The 17,802-nt window shown below is 41.2% G+C and carries 13 protein-coding genes; 11 read left to right on the top strand and 2 right to left on the bottom strand.

Annotated elements, in window-relative coordinates:
- Positions 1-23 precede the first annotated feature (23 nt).
- The 5 genes from pta (at position 24) to KIH88_RS04915 (ending at position 5,176) form a co-directional block, all read left to right on the top strand.
- The gene (pta, locus tag KIH88_RS04935) at positions 24-998 is read left to right on the top strand and encodes a phosphate acetyltransferase (protein WP_000451563.1); all 975 of its coding nucleotides are present in this window, start codon (positions 24-26) and stop codon (positions 996-998) included.
- 82 nt (positions 999-1,080) lie between these two features.
- Positions 1,081-2,259, top strand: a complete 1,179-nt coding sequence (mutY, locus tag KIH88_RS04930; protein WP_213987965.1) for an A/G-specific adenine glycosylase — start codon at positions 1,081-1,083, stop codon at positions 2,257-2,259.
- A gap of 56 nt (positions 2,260-2,315) precedes the next feature.
- Positions 2,316-3,023: a response regulator YycF gene (yycF, locus tag KIH88_RS04925; protein ID WP_033606404.1), complete on the top strand. Its 708-nt coding sequence runs from the start codon at positions 2,316-2,318 to the stop codon at positions 3,021-3,023.
- On the top strand, positions 3,016-4,365 hold the full coding sequence (gene vicK / locus KIH88_RS04920) for a cell wall metabolism sensor histidine kinase VicK (protein ID WP_213987964.1): 1,350 nt from the start codon (positions 3,016-3,018) through the stop codon (positions 4,363-4,365). The genes yycF and vicK overlap by 8 nt, the downstream gene beginning before the upstream one ends.
- Before the next feature lies 1 nt (position 4,366).
- A complete protein-coding gene (locus KIH88_RS04915; protein ID WP_213987963.1) occupies positions 4,367-5,176 on the top strand; it encodes an MBL fold metallo-hydrolase in 810 nt (269 codons plus the stop codon).
- A gap of 33 nt (positions 5,177-5,209) precedes the next feature.
- On the opposite strand, the gene KIH88_RS04910 is transcribed toward KIH88_RS04915, so the two are convergent.
- Together KIH88_RS04910 and KIH88_RS04905 are read right to left on the bottom strand one after the other, a co-directional pair.
- On the bottom strand, positions 5,210-5,557 hold the full coding sequence (locus KIH88_RS04910) for a thioredoxin (protein WP_213987962.1): 348 nt from the start codon (positions 5,555-5,557) through the stop codon (positions 5,210-5,212).
- A gap of 110 nt (positions 5,558-5,667) precedes the next feature.
- The gene (locus KIH88_RS04905; protein WP_213987961.1) at positions 5,668-7,386 is read right to left on the bottom strand and encodes a phospho-sugar mutase; all 1,719 of its coding nucleotides are present in this window, start codon (positions 7,384-7,386) and stop codon (positions 5,668-5,670) included.
- 227 nt (positions 7,387-7,613) lie between these two features.
- Between KIH88_RS04905 and KIH88_RS04900 the strand changes: the two genes are divergently transcribed.
- The 6 genes from KIH88_RS04900 (at position 7,614) to KIH88_RS04875 (ending at position 17,744) form a co-directional block, all read left to right on the top strand.
- On the top strand, positions 7,614-9,515 hold the full coding sequence (locus tag KIH88_RS04900) for an ABC-F family ATP-binding cassette domain-containing protein (protein ID WP_213987960.1): 1,902 nt from the start codon (positions 7,614-7,616) through the stop codon (positions 9,513-9,515).
- A 3-nt stretch (positions 9,516-9,518) separates the two neighbouring features.
- Positions 9,519-10,382, top strand: coding sequence for an Rgg family transcriptional regulator (locus KIH88_RS04895; protein ID WP_213987959.1), 864 nt, complete (start codon positions 9,519-9,521; stop codon positions 10,380-10,382).
- Positions 10,383-10,462: 80 nt separating this feature from the next.
- Positions 10,463-11,641 (top strand): MFS transporter, encoded by a 1,179-nt coding sequence (locus tag KIH88_RS04890; RefSeq protein WP_213987958.1) that lies wholly within the window; start codon positions 10,463-10,465, stop codon positions 11,639-11,641.
- 89 nt (positions 11,642-11,730) lie between these two features.
- The gene (gene ligA, locus KIH88_RS04885; RefSeq protein WP_213987957.1) at positions 11,731-13,689 is read left to right on the top strand and encodes an NAD-dependent DNA ligase LigA; all 1,959 of its coding nucleotides are present in this window, start codon (positions 11,731-11,733) and stop codon (positions 13,687-13,689) included.
- 147 nt (positions 13,690-13,836) lie between these two features.
- Positions 13,837-16,122, top strand: a complete 2,286-nt coding sequence (gene pulA / locus KIH88_RS04880) for a type I pullulanase (RefSeq protein ID WP_213987956.1) — start codon at positions 13,837-13,839, stop codon at positions 16,120-16,122.
- A 197-nt stretch (positions 16,123-16,319) separates the two neighbouring features.
- Positions 16,320-17,744 carry an NADP-dependent glyceraldehyde-3-phosphate dehydrogenase gene (locus KIH88_RS04875; RefSeq protein WP_213987955.1) on the top strand — a complete coding sequence of 475 codons (1,425 nt, stop codon included), beginning with the start codon at positions 16,320-16,322 and terminating at the stop codon, positions 17,742-17,744.
- The last annotated feature ends 58 nt before the right edge of the window (positions 17,745-17,802 follow it).

Here is a 17,802-nt window from a genome sequence, read left to right as displayed (position 1 = left end):
TATTTTCTTAAAGGAGAAAACTCATGGAAGTTTTTGAAAATCTCAAAGCCAACCTAGTTGGCAAAAATGCTCGTATTGTTCTCCCTGAAGGGGAAGAACCTCGTATTCTTCAGGCAACAAAACGCTTGGTAAAAGAAACAGAAGTTGTTCCTGTTTTGCTTGGGAACCCAGAAAAAATCAAAATTTATCTTGAAATCGAAGGGATCATGGATGGTTATGAAGTAATTGATCCCCAACACTATCCTCAATTCGAAGAAATGGTTGCTGCCTTAGTAGAGCGTCGTAAGGGCAAAATGACTGAAGAAGAAGCGCGTAAAGTTTTGGTTGAAGATGTCAACTACTTTGGTGTGATGCTAGTATACTTGGGATTGGTTGACGGTATGGTGTCAGGAGCTATTCACTCAACTGCCTCAACAGTTCGCCCAGCCCTACAAATCATTAAAACTCGTCCAAACGTTACTCGTACGTCAGGTGCCTTCCTCATGGTTCGTGGTACGGAACGTTACCTATTTGGTGACTGTGCCATTAATATCAATCCAGATGCGGAAGCCTTGGCTGAGATTGCTATCAACTCAGCTATTACAGCTAAAATGTTTGGCATCGAACCTAAAATTGCAATGTTGAGCTACTCTACTAAAGGCTCAGGTTTTGGTGATAGTGTTGATAAAGTTGTTGAAGCAACAAAAATTGCACACGATTTGCGTCCTGACCTTGAAATCGATGGAGAATTGCAATTTGATGCGGCCTTCCACCCTGAAACTGCAGCATTGAAAGCTCCAGGAAGTAACGTTGCTGGGCAAGCAACTGTCTTTATCTTCCCTGGTATCGAAGCGGGGAATATTGGCTATAAGATTGCAGAACGTCTCGGTGGTTTTGCGGCTGTAGGTCCTGTATTGCAAGGTTTGAACAAACCTGTTAACGACCTTTCTCGTGGATGTAATGCAGACGATGTGTACAAGTTGACCCTTATCACAGCGGCACAAGCGGTTCATCAATAAGATTTAGTCCTCTTTCCCATGGGAAGAGGCTTTTTAGTACTGAGAAAAGGACAGTTAGAAGCTTCTATGTTATACTAGATATATGTTAGATTTGAAAAAATATGGTATCGTCATGTGGCCGGAGGAGAAGATCATTTCTTTCCGTGAGAAACTCCTCAACTGGTATGATGAAAACAAGCGAGATTTGCCTTGGCGGAGAAGTAAAAATCCTTATCACATCTGGGTATCTGAAATCATGCTCCAGCAAACCAGAGTGGATACAGTTATTCCCTATTATGAACGATTCTTGGACTGGTTTCCAACTGTTGAAAGTCTGGCGAATGCACCTGAAGAGCATTTGCTGAAGGCTTGGGAGGGACTGGGCTATTATTCTCGAGTACGCAATATGCAGACTGCAGCTCAGCAGATTATATCTGATTTTGGTGGTCAATTCCCAAACACCTATGAAGGAATTTCTAGTTTAAAAGGGATTGGCCCTTACACGGCAGGAGCCATATCCAGTATTGCTTTTAACTTACCCGAGCCAGCGGTCGATGGTAATGTCATGCGAGTTTTGGCACGCTTATTTGAGGTTAATCATGATATCGGAGTTCCCAGCAATCGAAAGATTTTCCAAGCCATGATGGAAATATTGATTGACCCGAAACGACCAGGTGACTTTAACCAAGCTCTGATGGATTTAGGTTCTGACATAGAGGCGCCAGTTAATCCTAGACCAGAAGAAAGCCCTGTTAAGGACTTTAGTGCGGCGTATCAGAATGGAACTATGGATGTATATCCGATTAAAGAACCCAAGAAAAAGCCCCTCCCAATCTATCTCAAGGCTTTGGTTGTGTGCAATGACCGTGGTCAATATTTACTAGAGAAAAATGAAAGTGAGAAACTGTTAGCCGGTTTTTGGCATTTCCCACTGATTGAAGTGGACGATTTCTCAAGTGATGACGATCAGCTAAATCTCTTTTCACAAGTCAAAGAGGAAAGCAGAGCTTTTGGACCAAGTCCCCAAGAAAACTTTGAGCAGGATTATGATTTAGAAGTGAATTGGTCCCAGCAAGTATTTGACCAGGTCAAGCATGTATTTAGTCATCGGAAATGGCATATTCAAATCCTAGCAGGTCAAGTGACAGATTTGAAACATTTTTCTGACAGGGAAGTTCGTTGGGTTTCTCCTCAGGAGTTTTCTGATTATCCACTTGCTAAACCTCAACAAAAGATTTGGCAGGCTTATAAAACAGCTCTTGAAGATGAAGACTTACAGTAGCCATTTGTGCCTTCTTTGTATTTTTTTGTTATAATAGATAGAGAAAAGGTGATAAAATGAAAAAAATATTAATTGTAGATGATGAGAAACCAATCTCGGATATTATTAAGTTTAATATGACCAAGGAAGGTTATGAAGTTGTTACAGCCTTCAATGGTCGTGAAGCAATTGAGCTATTTGAAGCAGAGCAACCAGATATTATTATTCTAGACTTGATGCTCCCTGAAATTGATGGTTTAGAAGTTGCTAAAGCTATTCGTAAGACTAGTAGCGTGCCGATTATCATGCTATCAGCTAAGGATAGCGAGTTTGACAAGGTTATTGGTTTAGAGTTAGGTGCAGATGATTATGTTACAAAACCTTTCTCAAACCGTGAGTTGCAAGCACGTGTCAAGGCTCTGCTTCGTCGTACAGACCTAGTTTCTGTGGATAGCCAAGAGTCTGATGAGAAGAAGACGCAGCCCTTACAAATTGGTGATTTGGAAATTGTTCCAGATGCTTACGTGGCTAAGAAATATGGTGAGGAATTAGATTTGACCCACCGTGAGTTTGAACTCTTGTATCACTTGGCCTCTCATATTGGACAAGTGATTACGCGTGAACACTTGCTTGAGACTGTCTGGGGGTATGACTATTTTGGTGATGTTCGTACGGTGGACGTGACTATCCGACGTTTGCGTGAGAAAATTGAAGACACACCAAGCCGTCCAGAGTATATCCTCACACGTCGTGGTGTTGGCTACTATATGAAAAATAATGATTGAAGATATTAGACAAACTATTCTGACCAGTGATTTTATCTTTATCCTGATTTTACTTGGCTTTATCCTGGTGGTGACCTTGCTGTTACTGGAAAATCGTCGGGATAACATCCGGTTAAAAGAGATAAATCAGAAGGTTAAGGACTTAATTGCAGGTGATTATTCTCAAGTTTTGGACTTGCAGGGTAGTACAGAGATCACCAACATCACCAATAATCTGAATGATTTGTCAGAAGTTATTCGTTTGACTCAAGAAAATTTGGAACAAGAGAGTAAAAGGCTGCATAGCATTCTTTCCTATATGACAGATGGTGTCCTTGCGACCAATCGCCGTGGCCAGATTACTATGATCAACGATATGGCAAAAAAACAGCTCGGTGTGCAGAAAGAAGATGTTCTGAATAAAAGCATCCTCGAATTGCTTAAGATAGAAGATGAGTATGAGCTGCGTGACCTGATTACACAGATACCTGAGTTGACGATTGATTCTCAGGATGCTAATGGAGAATATTTGAGCCTTCGTGTACGTTTTGCCCTTGTCCGCCGTGAGTCAGGTTTCATCTCTGGTTTGGTTGCCGTTTTACATGATACGACCGAGCAAGAGAAGGAAGAGCGTGAGCGAAGACTCTTTGTTTCGAACGTCAGTCATGAGTTGCGTACTCCTTTGACCAGTGTTAAATCTTATCTCGAAGCCTTGGATGAGGGAGCTCTGTATGATCCTGTCGCCCCTGATTTTATTAAGGTTTCACTCGATGAAACCAACCGTATGATGCGTATGGTGACAGATCTCTTGCATCTATCTCGTATTGACAATGCGACTACTAAACTGGATGTAGAGTTGATTAACTTTACAGCCTTTATCACCTTTATCCTCAACCGTTTTGATAAGATGAGAAATCAGGATGAAGAGAAAAAATATGAGCTAGTGAGAGATTATCCAATAACTTCAGTTTGGATTGAGATTGATACGGATAAGATGACCCAGGTGATTGATAATATTCTTAACAATGCCATCAAGTATTCCCCAGATGGTGGGAAAATTACGGTCAGCATGAAAACCACGGATGACCAGATGATCTTATCAATTTCTGACCAAGGTCTTGGGATTCCAAAACAAGATTTGCCTAGGATTTTTGACCGCTTTTACCGTGTGGATCGCGCAAGAAGTCGTGCTCAAGGTGGAACTGGTCTGGGTCTGGCTATCGCGAAAGAAATCATCAAACAACACAATGGTTTTATTTGGGCAAAAAGCGAATACGGTAAGGGCTCAACCTTTACCATAGTGCTCCCTTATGATAAGGATGCCGTAAAAGAAGAAATATGGGAGGACGAAATAGAAGACTAGAATGAGTGAAAAAGGCTTTAAATACAGTATTTTAGCATCAGGTTCCAGTGGAAATTCCTTTTATCTGGAAACCCCCAAAAAGAAAATCTTAGTGGATGCGGGCTTGTCTGGTAAGAAAATCACCAGTCTTTTGAGCGAAATCAATCGTAAGCCAGAAGATTTGGATGCGATTTTGATTACGCATGAACATTCAGATCATATTCATGGAGTTGGTGTATTGGCTCGCAAATATGGTATGGACCTTTACGCCAATGAAAAGACTTGGCAGGCTATGGAAAATAGCAAGCATCTTGGCAAGGTGGATTCATCGCAGAAGCATATTTTTGAAATGGGTAAAACCAAAACCTTTGGTGATATCGACATTGAGAGTTTTGGGGTTAGCCATGATGCAGCAGCACCACAGTTTTACCGCTTTATGAAAGACGACAAGAGCTTCGTCATGTTGACCGATACAGGTTATGTTAGTGATAGAATGGCAGGAATTGTCGAAAATGCAGACGGTTATCTCATCGAGTCCAACCACGACGTAGAGATTTTGCGAGCAGGATCTTACGCTTGGCGTCTCAAACAGCGAATTCTATCGGATCTCGGTCACCTTTCTAACGAAGACGGTGCTGAGGCCATGATTCGTGCAATGGGAAATCGAACAAAGAAAATCTATCTTGGGCATTTGTCTAAAGAGAACAATATCAAAGAACTAGCTCATATGACTATGGTCAATCAGTTAGCCCAGGCTGATCTGGGAGTCGGAGTAGACTTTAAGGTTTATGATACCTCACCAGATACCGCAACACCATTGACAGATATATAAAAAGAAGGCGAGTGCCTTCTTTTTATATGTTTTTTACAATCCAGCAAATTCCTTGATTTCTTGTGCTGACATTGAAGAGTCACAACGGACCTTGATTTGTCCATCTGCAACGTGGACAAAACCTGGCACAGTTGGGATTCCATAACGTGAGCGGAATTCTTGCAATTCATTAAGTTGGCTTGGTTCTTCACTGTTGATGAAGTAGATGTGCGCTTTTGTCTCAGCAACGACACCAGCCAAAGTGCCAGCAAATTTACGGCAGTAAGGGCAAGTTTTACGACCAATAAAGAAGGTTGCAGTTTCTTTTTTATCAAGAGCTTCTTGCGCACGCGCTACTGTTGTGACTTCAAGATCTTTAATATTTTCTAAAAATTGTTCCATGAGTTTACCTCGCTTTCATTGATATGTCTAGTATGCCACAAAGTTCCTAAAATTGCTTAGATTTGATACGAAAAAAAGATGAGACTAGTTTATCTCATCTTTATAGAGTGTTATTTCACAAACGCATTGATTTCCGCTTCGATGTTAGCAATCTTAGCTTGTGAGTCTTCGTTGCTTTCACCCACAACGGCAATGTAGAACTTGATTTTTGGTTCAGTACCTGAAGGGCGAACAGCAATCCATGAACCGTCAGCAAGCGTGTATTTCAACACATCACTTGGAGGAGTTGTCAAGTTTGTAACAGTGCCATCTGCAGCAGTAGCAGTTTGAGCCTTGAAGTCTTCTACGACAGTGATAGCTGTTGAGTTCCATTCTTTTGGAGCATCGTTACGGAATTTAGCCATAATCGCTTTGATTTGTTCGGCACCATCAACACCAGAAAGGGTAACAGAAATAGTCTTTTCAGCGTAGTAACCGTACTCTTTGTAGATTTCTTCGATACCGTCAGCAAGAGTCAAGCCACGTGAACGGTAGTAAGCAGCAAGCTCAGCAACGACAAGAACAGCTTGGATAGCGTCTTTATCACGCACAAATGGTTTAATCAAGTAACCGAAGCTTTCTTCAAATCCCATCATGTAAGTGTGATTGTGTTTTTCTTCGAATTCTTGGATTTTTTCAGCGATGAATTTGAAACCAGTCAAGACATTGAACATAGTTGCGCCGTAGCTTTCAGCAATCTTCGTTACCAAGTCAGTTGATACGATGGATTTGCAGAGAGCAGCATTTTCAGGAAGAGTTCCAGCACTCTTATGAGCTTCCAAGATGTATTTAGCCATGATCGCACCGATTTGGTTACCTGAAAGGTTGAGGTAGCTCCCATCTTTTTGAAGCACTTCAACACCAACACGGTCAGCGTCTGGGTCAGTCGCAACAAGAACATCAGCACCAACTTGACGGCCGAGTTCTTCAGCAAGTGCAAAGGCTGCTTGGTTTTCTGGGTTTGGAGATTTAACAGTTGAGAAATCTGGATCTGGAGTTGCTTGAGCTTCAACGACTTGAACTGAGTCAAATCCAGCTTGTGCAAGAGCACGGCGAGCCAACATTTCACCAGTACCATGAAGTGGTGTGTAGACAATCTTCATGTCTTTACCAAACTCTTCAATCAAGGCTGGGTTGATATTTACATCTTTTACTTCTTTGAGGTATTCTGCATCAACAGCTTCGCCGATAACTTCAATCAAGCCAGAAGCTTTTTCAGCTTCTACATCAGCAACTTCGACAGCGAATGGGTTTTCGATTGCACGAATGTAAGTCGTCAAAGCGTCCGCATCATGTGGAGGCATTTGCCCACCGTCTTCACCGTAAACCTTGTAACCGTTAAATGGAGCAGGGTTATGGCTGGCAGTAATCATGATACCTGCAAAACAGTTGAGGTGACGAACTGCAAATGAGAGTTCTGGAGTTGGACGAAGGCTTTCAAATACGTAAGATTTGATACCATGTTTTGCAAGAACTGCCGCAGATTCGAAGGCAAACTCAGGTGAGAAGTGACGACTATCATAGGCAATCGCAACACCACGATTTTTTTCATTTCCACCTTTTGACTCAATCAAACGAGCCAATCCTTCAGTTGCTTGACGAACAACATAGATGTTGATGCGGTTTGTACCTGCACCGATCAAGCCACGCATACCTGCAGTACCAAATTCAAGATTGGTGTAGAAAGCATCTTCTTTTGTTTTTTCGTCCATGTTTTCTAAATCTTGACGAAGATAGTCGGGAAGGTCGGCAAAATCGATCCATTTTTGATAATTTTCTTGGTAAGTCATAGAGTATCTCCTTTATCTATTGCTTTAATCGCTTTCATTATATCACGATTTGATATTTTAGTAAAACGTTAGCATAACTTAAAATGTAGGAAATTTACTTTTATTTCATTGTAGAAGAACAGCCCTATACGCTTTCTAATGAAAAAGAAGATGAATAGTTCGGGTTTATGACTCGAACTTTTTTCATTGCAATTGTGCAAAAGAGAAAAAGATAGTAAAATAGAGGTATGATTATTTTACAAGCCAATAAAATTGAACGTTCTTTTGCAGGCGAGCTTTTGTTTGATAATATAAACCTGCAAGTAGATGAACGAGACCGGATTGCCCTCGTTGGGAAAAATGGGGCAGGTAAGTCTACTCTTTTGAAGATTTTGGTTGGGGAAGAGGAGCCGACCAGTGGAGAAATCAATAAGAAAAAAGATGTTTCTCTGTCTTACCTAGCCCAAGATAGCCGTTTTGAGTCTGAAAATACCATTTATGATGAAATGCTTCACGTCTTTGATGACTTGCGTCGGACTGAGAAGCAACTTCGTCAGATGGAACTGGAGATGGGTGAAAAGTCTGGTGAAGATCTGGATAAACTGATGGCGGATTATGATCGTTTATCAGAGAATTTCCGTCAGGCTGGTGGCTTTACCTACGAGGCAGACATTCGAGCGATTTTGAATGGATTCAAGTTTGATGAGACTATGTGGCAGATGAAAATTGACGAGCTTTCTGGTGGTCAAAATACTCGTCTAGCACTTGCCAAAATGCTCCTTGAAAAGCCCAATCTCTTAATATTGGACGAGCCAACCAACCACTTGGATATCGAAACCATTGCCTGGCTGGAGAATTACTTGGTAAACTATAGCGGTGCTCTCATTATCGTCAGTCACGACCGTTACTTTTTGGACAAGGTTACGACGGTTACACTTGATTTGACCAAGCATTCCTTGGATCGTTATGTGGGCAATTACTCTCATTTTGTCGAGCTGAAAGAGCAAAAACTAGCTACTGAGGCAAAAAACTATGAAAAGCAACAGAAGGAAATCGCTGCTCTGGAAGACTTTGTCAATCGCAATCTAGTACGAGCTTCAACGACCAAACGTGCCCAATCTCGCCGGAAACAATTGGAAAAAATGGAGCGTTTGGACAAGCCAGAAGCTGGTAAGAAATCAGCCAACATGACCTTCCGGTCTGAAAAAACGTCGGGAAATGTCGTTTTGACAGTTGAAAATGCAGCCATTGGTTATGATGGGGAAATATTGTCAGAGCCTATCAATCTAGACCTTCGTAAGATGAATGCTGTTGCGATTGTTGGTCCAAATGGTATTGGCAAATCAACCTTTATCAAATCTATCGTGGGTCAGATTCCTTTTATCAAAGGAGAGAAGCGTTTTGGTGTCAATGTTGAGCTTGGTTACTATGATCAAACTCAAAGCAAGCTGACACCAAGTAATAGTGTTCTCGATGAACTTTGGAATGACTTTAAATTAACTCCGGAAGTTGAAATCCGAAACCGCCTTGGTGCCTTCCTTTTCTCAGGAGATGATGTTAAAAAGTCAGTCGGAATGTTGTCAGGTGGCGAGAAAGCTCGTTTGCTTCTTGCAAAACTTTCAATGGAAAACAATAACTTCTTGATACTTGACGAGCCGACCAACCACTTGGATATTGATAGCAAGGAAGTGCTAGAAAATGCCTTGATAGACTTTGATGGAACCCTTCTGTTTGTCAGTCATGACCGTTACTTTATCAACCGCGTAGCAACTCATATTTTGGAATTGTCTGAGAATGGCTCAACCCTCTACCTTGGAGATTACGACTACTATGTTGATAAGAAAGCAGAAGTAGAAGCGAGCCAGACAGAGGAAGCTTCAATGAGTAATCAAGCAAAAGAAGCAAGCCCAGCTAATGACTACCAGGCACAAAAAGAAAGTCAAAAAGAAGCCCGCAAGCTCATGCGTCAAATCGAGAGTTTGGAAGTTGAAATCGAAGAGTTAGAAACTCAAAGCCAAGCCATTTCTGAACAAATGCTGGAAACCAACGATGCTGAAAAGCTCATGGAATTGCAGGCTGAACTGGACAAAATCAGCCATCGTCAAGAAGAGGCTATGCTTGAGTGGGAAGAATTATCAGAGCAGGTGTAAGAAATGGAACATCTTGGAAAGGTATTTCGTGAATTTCGAACAAGTGGGAAGTACTCCTTAAAAGAGGCGGCAGGTGAATCGTGTTCAACCTCTCAATTATCTCGCTTCGAGCTTGGGGAGTCTGATCTAGCAGTTTCTCGTTTCTTTGAGATTTTGGACAATATTCATGTGACTATTGAAAATTTTATGGACAAGGCTAGAGATTTTCAAAATCATGAACATGTTGCCTTGATGGCACAGATTATTCCGCTTTACTACTCAAATGATATTGCAGGTTTTCAAAAGCTTCAAAAAGAACAGCTCAAGAAAGCTAAGAGTTCGACCAATCCCCTCTATTTTGAGCTGAATTGGATTCTGCTACAAGGGCTGATTTGTCAAAGAGATGCTCGTTACAGGATGAGGCAGAGTGATTTGGAAAAGGTAGCAGATTATCTTTTTCAAACAGAAGAATGGACCATGTATGAGTTGATTCTTTTCGGTAACCTCTATACTTTCTACAATGTGGACTATGTAGCTCGAATTGGCAGAGAAGTCATGGAGCGAGAGGAGTACTATAAAGAAATTGGTCGCCATCGAAAACTCGTTTTGATTTTAGCTCTTAACTGTTACCAGCATTGTTTGGAAAACCGTTCCTTTACGGATGCGGACTATTTTGAAGGCTATGTTGAGAAGTTGATTGGAAATGGCATCAAACTTTATGAGCGCAATATCTTTCATTATCTCAAAGGTTTTGCTCTCTACCAGAGAGACCTGAAAGAAGAGGGTTGTTGTCAGATGCAGGAGGCTATGCATATTTTTGATGTGCTTGGACTTCCAGAGCAAGTGGCTTACTATCAGGAACATTATGAAAGATTTGTAAATGCTTAAATTTCCCAAATAAGGGAAAAATAAAGAGACTCCTTTCAGTTTTGATACAATAGTTTCAAAATTTGAGAGGAGCTTTTTATATGAATCGACATGCAATCCAGTTGATTAGTCGTGGGGCTATTAATAAGATAGGGAATATGCTCTATGACTATGGAAATAGTGTTTGGTTGGCATCAATGGGGACGATAGGACAGACTGTTCTTGGGATTTATCAGATTTCTGAACTCGTCACATCGATTCTGGTCAATCCCTTTGGCGGAGTGATTTCAGACCGCTTTTCGCGTCGCAAAATTTTGATGACGACAGACTTAATTTGCGGTATTCTCTGTTTAGCTATTTCTTTCATCAGAAATGATAGCTTGATGATTGCTGCCTTGATTTTTGCCAATATTGTTCAGGCGGTTGCCTTTGCATTTTCTCGTACAGCCAATAAAGCCATTATAACTGAGGTTGTAGAGAAAGACGAGATTGTGACCTATAATGCTCGCTTAGAGCTCGTTTTGCAGGTTGTAGGCGTTAGCTCCCCTGTACTTTCTTTCATCGTTTTACAATTTGCTAGTCTCCATATGACGCTTGTTTTAGATGCCATTAGTTTTTTCATTGCATTTACCTTAGTAGCTTTCCTCCCCAAAAAAGAGGCTAAGGAACAAGTGAAAAGGACTTTCAGTTGGAAAAATATTTTTTCTGATATGAAAGAAGGAATTCGCTATATTTGGCGCCAGCAAGAGATCTGTTTTCTTTTGTTAGTAGCTTCCAGTGTTAATTTCTTTTTTGCAGCTTTTGAATTTCTCCTCCCTTTTTCAAATCGACTATACGGGGTAGAAGGAGCTTATGCGAGTATTTTGACTATGGGCGCTATTGGTTCGATTATCGGAGCTCTTCTAGCTAGTAAAATAAAGGCAAGTGTTTATAATCTTTTGATTCTATTGGCTTTGACTGGAGTTGGAGTTTCTATGATGGGATTACCACTGCCAACTTTTCTTTCCTTTTCTGGAAATTTAGTATGTGAACTGTTTATGACGATATTTAATATTCACTTTTTTACTCAGGTGCAAACCAAGGTTGAGGGGGAATACTTGGGGAGAGTGCTAAGCACAATTTTTACCTTAGCCATCCTATTTATGCCGATTGCAAAAGGCTTTATGACGGTGCTGCCAAGTGTACATCTTTCTTCTTTTCTGATAATTGGAAGCGGGGTTATTGTCCTGTCTTGTTTCTCCCTCGTTTATGTGCGAAGTCATTTTAAAAAAGAGTTATAATTTCTCTTTTTTAGAAAATATTTCACTACAATCCATTTTTCAGCCCTTCTCTATTGTGAGGAGGGCTTGATTTATGGTAGAATAGTTTTATGAATGAAAGAATGAATGAGTTAGTTGCCTTGCTCAATCGCTATGCGACCGAGTACTATACGAGTGACAATCCCTCGGTGTCAGATAGCGAGTATGATCGCCTCTACCGAGAGTTGGTTGAATTGGAAGCTGCCTATCCAGATCAAGTTTTAGCGGACAGTCCGACCCATCGTGTTGGTGGTAAGGTTTTAGATGGTTTTGAAAAATACAGTCATCAGTATCCTCTTTATAGTTTGCAGGATGCTTTTTCACGTGAAGAGTTAGAAGCCTTTGATGCGCGTGTTCGAAAGGAATTGCCCCAACCGACCTATATTTGCGAGCTGAAAATCGATGGTTTGTCTATCTCGCTAACTTATGAAAAGGGAATTTTGGTAGTCGGTGCGACACGTGGGGATGGTTCTGTTGGTGAAAATATCACAGAGAACCTCAAGCGTGTCAAGGACATTCCTTTGACCTTGCCAGAAGAACTAGATATCACCGTTCGTGGGGAGTGTTATATGCCACGCGCTTCGTTTGATCAGGTCAACCAAGCTCGCCAAGAAAATGGGGAGCCTGAATTTGCCAATCCTCGTAATGCGGCTGCAGGAACCCTGCGTCAGCTGGATACAGCAGTAGTAGCCAAGCGCAATCTTGCCACTTTCCTCTATCAAGAAGCTAGCCTTTCTACTCGTGATAGCCAAGAAAAAGTCTTGGAGCATCTTGAACAGCTTGGATTTGTAGTTAATCCTAAACGAATTCTGGCTGAAAGCATAGATGAGATATGGGATTTCATCCAAGAAGTTGGACAAGAACGGGATAATTTACCTTATGACATTGATGGAGTGGTGATCAAGGTCAATGACCTAGCAGGTCAAGAAGAGCTCGGTTTTACTGTTAAAGCGCCTAAGTGGGCAGTCGCCTATAAATTTCCTGCTGAAGAAAAAGAAGCCCAGCTCCTTTCAGTTGACTGGACAGTAGGTCGTACGGGTGTTGTGACTCCAACTGCCAATCTAACACCTGTTCAGCTTGCTGGGACAACTGTTAGCCGTGCAACACTGCACAATGTAGATTATATTGCTGAAAAGGATATCCGCAAAGATGATACAGTTATCGTTTATAAGGCGGGGGACATCATTCCTGCTGTTTTGCGTGTGGTAGAGTCCAAGCGTGTTTCTGAAGAAAAACTAGATATTCCGACTAATTGTCCAAGTTGTGACAGTAAATTGCTTCATTTTGAAGATGAAGTGGCTCTTCGTTGTATCAATCCTCGCTGTCCTGCTCAAATCATGGAAGGTCTGATTCACTTTGCTTCTCGTGATGCCATGAATATTACAGGACTTGGTCCATCTATCGTTGAAAAGCTTTTTGCTGCCAATCTAGTAAAGGATGTGGCGGATATTTACCGTTTGAAAGAAGAAGACTTTCTCCTTTTAGAAGGTGTCAAGGAAAAGTCTGCTTCTAAACTGTATCAGGCCATTCAAGCATCCAAGGAAAACTCTGCTGAAAAGCTCTTGTTTGGTCTGGGAATTCGCCATGTCGGAAGCAAGGCTAGCCAACTCTTGCTCCAACACTTTCACTCTATTGAAAATCTAGCCCAAGCAGACCCAGAGGAAGTAGCAAGTATCGAGAGCTTGGGTAGTGTAATTGCACAAAGCCTTCAGACTTATTTTGCAACAGAAGGATCGAAGATTCTCTTAGACGAGTTGAAAGAAGCTGGAGTCAATCTGGACTACAAAGGACAGACACTAGTGGCAGATGCGGCCTTGTCAGGTTTGACCGTTGTACTCACGGGTAAATTGGAACGTCTCACACGCTCTGAAGCCAAAAGTAAACTCGAAAGCCTTGGTGCCAAAGTCACAGGCAGTGTTTCCAAGAAAACAAATCTTGTCGTAGCAGGAGCAGATGCAGGAAGCAAGCTTCAAAAAGCGCAAGAACTTGGTATCGAGGTTCGAGATGAAGCTTGGCTAGAAAGTTTGTAAAGAATAGTTGAAAATAGATGTCAGATAGTCTGAAACTATCTCTCCTGATGTGTTTTTATATCTATTAAACTATTCTCTATTGTGCTGAAATTCCCGTTAAATTCTTCAGCATAACTTAAAAATTAAAATTAGGAATTAGGAAAAGAAATGTATAGATACCCAGTAGTCATCCATTTTCACCGAAAAAATGGGGATTATGCCGTTTGTTCATTCAGTAGAAAACAAGCAGATGTTAAAGAAAATTTGTATTATGAAAATGACTATTTTGGAGCAAAATTCTCCTTTACAGTTACAAGTGCAGAAAGGCTCGATACTCTGACCTTTTCTGTCGAAATAGATGGAAAGACAAAGGACTATCTCCTATGGTTTAACCATTATCCACTGTTGACTGAGGTTTGGATTTTGGATGGTGATGAGACAGTTTATTATTCTGAAAATCCAGCCATTACAAGTTCTTACTATAAAGATCAAAACCCGTTTGCTTTTGATAAAGCCTTTCACAGTGAAAGTTTTGATCATCATTGGGGATACCAAGGAGAGTTAGGTTACAGTATCTCAGACTACCAGACAAGCTTTAAACTCTGGGCTCCAACCGCTACAGCAGTCCAAGTGGTCGTTTATGAAAATACAAGTAACGACGCGCCGATTTGGAAAACCTTTAATCTTGAGCGTGGGAATAGCTATTCATATAGTCATAAGTACAATACCATTGGTGTTTGGAGTGTAGACTTGGATGAAAATCTTGCAGGTAAAGCCTATCAGTATCAGATTGAGTTTCCACACCACCAGACTTTGACACGAGATCCTTACACCATTGCTACAAGCCCTGACGGAAAACGTTCTGTCATCCTCTCTCAGCAAGATAGACAGGTAGAAGGATTCGAAGTTAAACATGGGACAGACGCTCCTTGGCGTTTGGAAAATCCATGTAAAGCCGTTATCTGTGAGATGCACATTCGTGATTTTACAAAATCACCGACATCTGGAGTTCCAGAAAACCTTCGAGGGACCTTCCTTGGTGCTGCCCAGACTGGAACAGTTAACCAGTATGGTCAAGCAACAGCCTTTGACTATATCAAAGAACTCGGCTGTAATTATGTTCAACTCCAACCAATCTTTGATCGCCATAAGGAATATGATGAGGACGGAAATGTAACCTATAACTGGGGTTATGACCCTCAAAACTACAATGCGCCAGAACCAAGTTTCTCTAGTAACCCAGATGATCCTGGACAGGTTATTCGAGACCTCAAGACCATGATTCAGGCATATCATGATGCGGGAATCGGTGTCATTATGGATGTCGTTTACAACCATACCTTCTCAACGGTTGATGCGCCTTTCCAGACAACTGTTCCTGATTATTACTATCGTATGAATCCAGATGGAACCTTTCAAAACGGAACAGGTGTTGGAAATGAAACCGCAAGCGAACACGAAATGTACCGCAAGTATATGATTGACTCACTCCTTTATTGGGTGAAAGAATACAATATTGACGGTTTCCGTTTTGACTTGATGGGAATTCACGATGTCAAAACCATGCAGGCAATTCGTTGGGCACTTGATGAAGTTGATCCCCGCATTATCACCTATGGAGAAGGTTGGGATATGGGGACCGGTCTTGCACCTTATGACAAGGCCAAGAAGGACAATGCCTACCAGATGCCAAATATTGGATTCTTTAATGATGATCAGCGAGATGCTATCAAAGGAGGAGAAGTTTATGGCTCAATCAAGGCAGGATTTGTTAGTGGTGCTGCTACAGAACCGATTGTAGCCAAAGCTATTCTTGGTAGTCGAGAGTTGGGCTCATATCTTAGCCCAAACCAAGTCCTTAACTATGTGGAGGCCCATGATAATTACAACTTGCATGATTTGTTGGTGACCCTTCATCCAGATCACAGTTTAGATAAGATTATGCGCCAAGTTGAGACAGCAACAGCGATGAGCATTCTTATGCAAGGGATGTCCTTTATAGAGTTGGGGCAAGAATTTGGCCGCACTAAACTCCTTGCTACTGGAGAAAATGGCGAGCTGACTGCGGCAGATAGAGAACGTGCCATGAATAGTTACAATGCTCCAGATAGTGTCAACCAAGTCAACTGGGATTTAATCAATGAGAGACAAGAGAGCATTGACTTTATCCGTCAGATTATTCGCCTGAAAACACAGACCAGTGCCTTCTCCTATCCTACATATGAAGAAGTCTATCGCCATGTCTTCGTCCATACAGCTGCTGAAAATAGCGGATGGATCGTTTACGAAATTCACGGTGGACCAGAGCACTTATTGGTAGTCTTTAATGCGAAGGGAACTTCCTTCTACTTTGAAAATGCAGGAAATCTTGAAATGCTGGTGTCTAATAGTCGTTCTAAAGAATCAAATGTGATTGATGATACCAGTGTCGTAGTCTTAAAAGTACTCTCGTAAATTAATGTTCTGAAAAGGTTTAGATTCACTAGACCTTTTTTGATTTTTATTGAAAAACCAATATCTAATAGGAATAAAATTCAAATAATTTGAAGAATCAAGTTTGTGAAAAAAATATCAATATTTTCACAAAAAGGGTTGTAATTTTCTGAAAATTTGATAAAATAAGTTTTAATCATTTTCAGGAGGACGAGAATTTGACAAGATATCAGAATTTAGTAAATGGAGAATGGAAATCATCTGAAAAGGAAATTACGATTTATTCACCAATCAATCAAGAAAAATTAGGTACAGTACCCGCTATGAGCCAGTCTGAAGTAGATGAGGCTATGAAAGCTGCGCGTGCAGCTCTCCCAGCATGGCGTGATTTAGCACCAGTTGAGCGTGCAGCCTATTTGCATAAGACAGCAGATATTTTAGAACGTGATAAAGAAAAAATTGGTACAATTCTTGCCAAAGAGGTTGCAAAAGGGATTAAAGCAGCCATTGGAGAAGTAGTACGTACAGCAGATTTGATTCGTTTTGCTGCTGAAGAAGGTCTCCGTATTACTGGACAAGCAATGGAAGGTGGCGGTTTTGAAGCTGCAAGTAAGAACAAACTAGCCGTTGTTCGTCGTGAGCCAGTTGGAGTTGTCTTAGCTATCGCGCCATTTAACTACCCAGTCAATCTTTCTGGATCTAAGATTGCTCCGGCTCTGATTGCAGGAAATGTCGTTATGTTTAAGCCACCAACGCAAGGATCTATTTCTGGTCTCTTGCTGGCTAAAGCATTTGACGAAGCCGGAATCCCAGCAGGTGTCTTCAATACCATCACTGGACGAGGTTCTGAAATTGGGGATTATATCATTGAACACAAGGAAGTCAACTTCATTAACTTTACGGGTTCAACACCGATTGGTGAGCGTATTGGTCGTTTAGCTGGTATGCGCCCGATTATGCTTGAACTTGGTGGGAAAGATGCAGCAATCGTTTTAGAAGATGCAGATTTAGAGAATGCAGCCAATCAAATCGTGAGTGGTGCATTTAGCTACTCTGGTCAGCGTTGTACCGCTATTAAACGTGTCTTAGTTGTAGAAAGCGTAGCAGACAAGTTAGCCGAATTGCTCCAGGCTAAAGTCGCTAAGCTAACAGTCGGTGATCCATTTGACAATGCTGATATCACACCTGTTATTGACAATGCTTCAGCTGATTTCATCTGGGGATTGATCGAAGATGCACAAGAAAAAGGTGCTAAGGCTCTTACACCAATCAAGCGTGAAGGCAATCTTCTCTGGCCAGTGCTTTTTGACCAAGTTACAAGAGATATGAAAGTAGCCTGGGAAGAACCGTTTGGACCTGTTCTCCCAATTATCCGTGTCGCAGATGCGAATGAAGCAGTAGCAATTGCCAATGAATCTGAGTTTGGTCTTCAATCCTCTGTCTTTACAAATGACTTCAAGAAGGCGTTTGAAATTGCTGAAAAACTTGAAGTGGGAACCGTTCATATTAATAATAAAACACAACGTGGACCAGATAATTTCCCATTCCTTGGTATAAAAGGTTCTGGTGCAGGAGTACAAGGAATTAAATATAGTATCGAAGCGATGACAAATGTTAAATCCATTGTTTTTGATGTGAAATAATCTATAAAATCAGGAAAATAACTTCCTGGTTTTATTTTTTCAAAAAAATACAGTAGAA

Source organism: Streptococcus oralis (assembly GCF_018448765.2).
Classification (GTDB): Bacteria; Bacillota; Bacilli; order Lactobacillales; family Streptococcaceae; genus Streptococcus; species Streptococcus oralis_BM.
The sequence above is the reverse complement of the archived record's forward strand: the minus strand, read 5'-3'. Positions and strand labels throughout refer to the sequence as shown.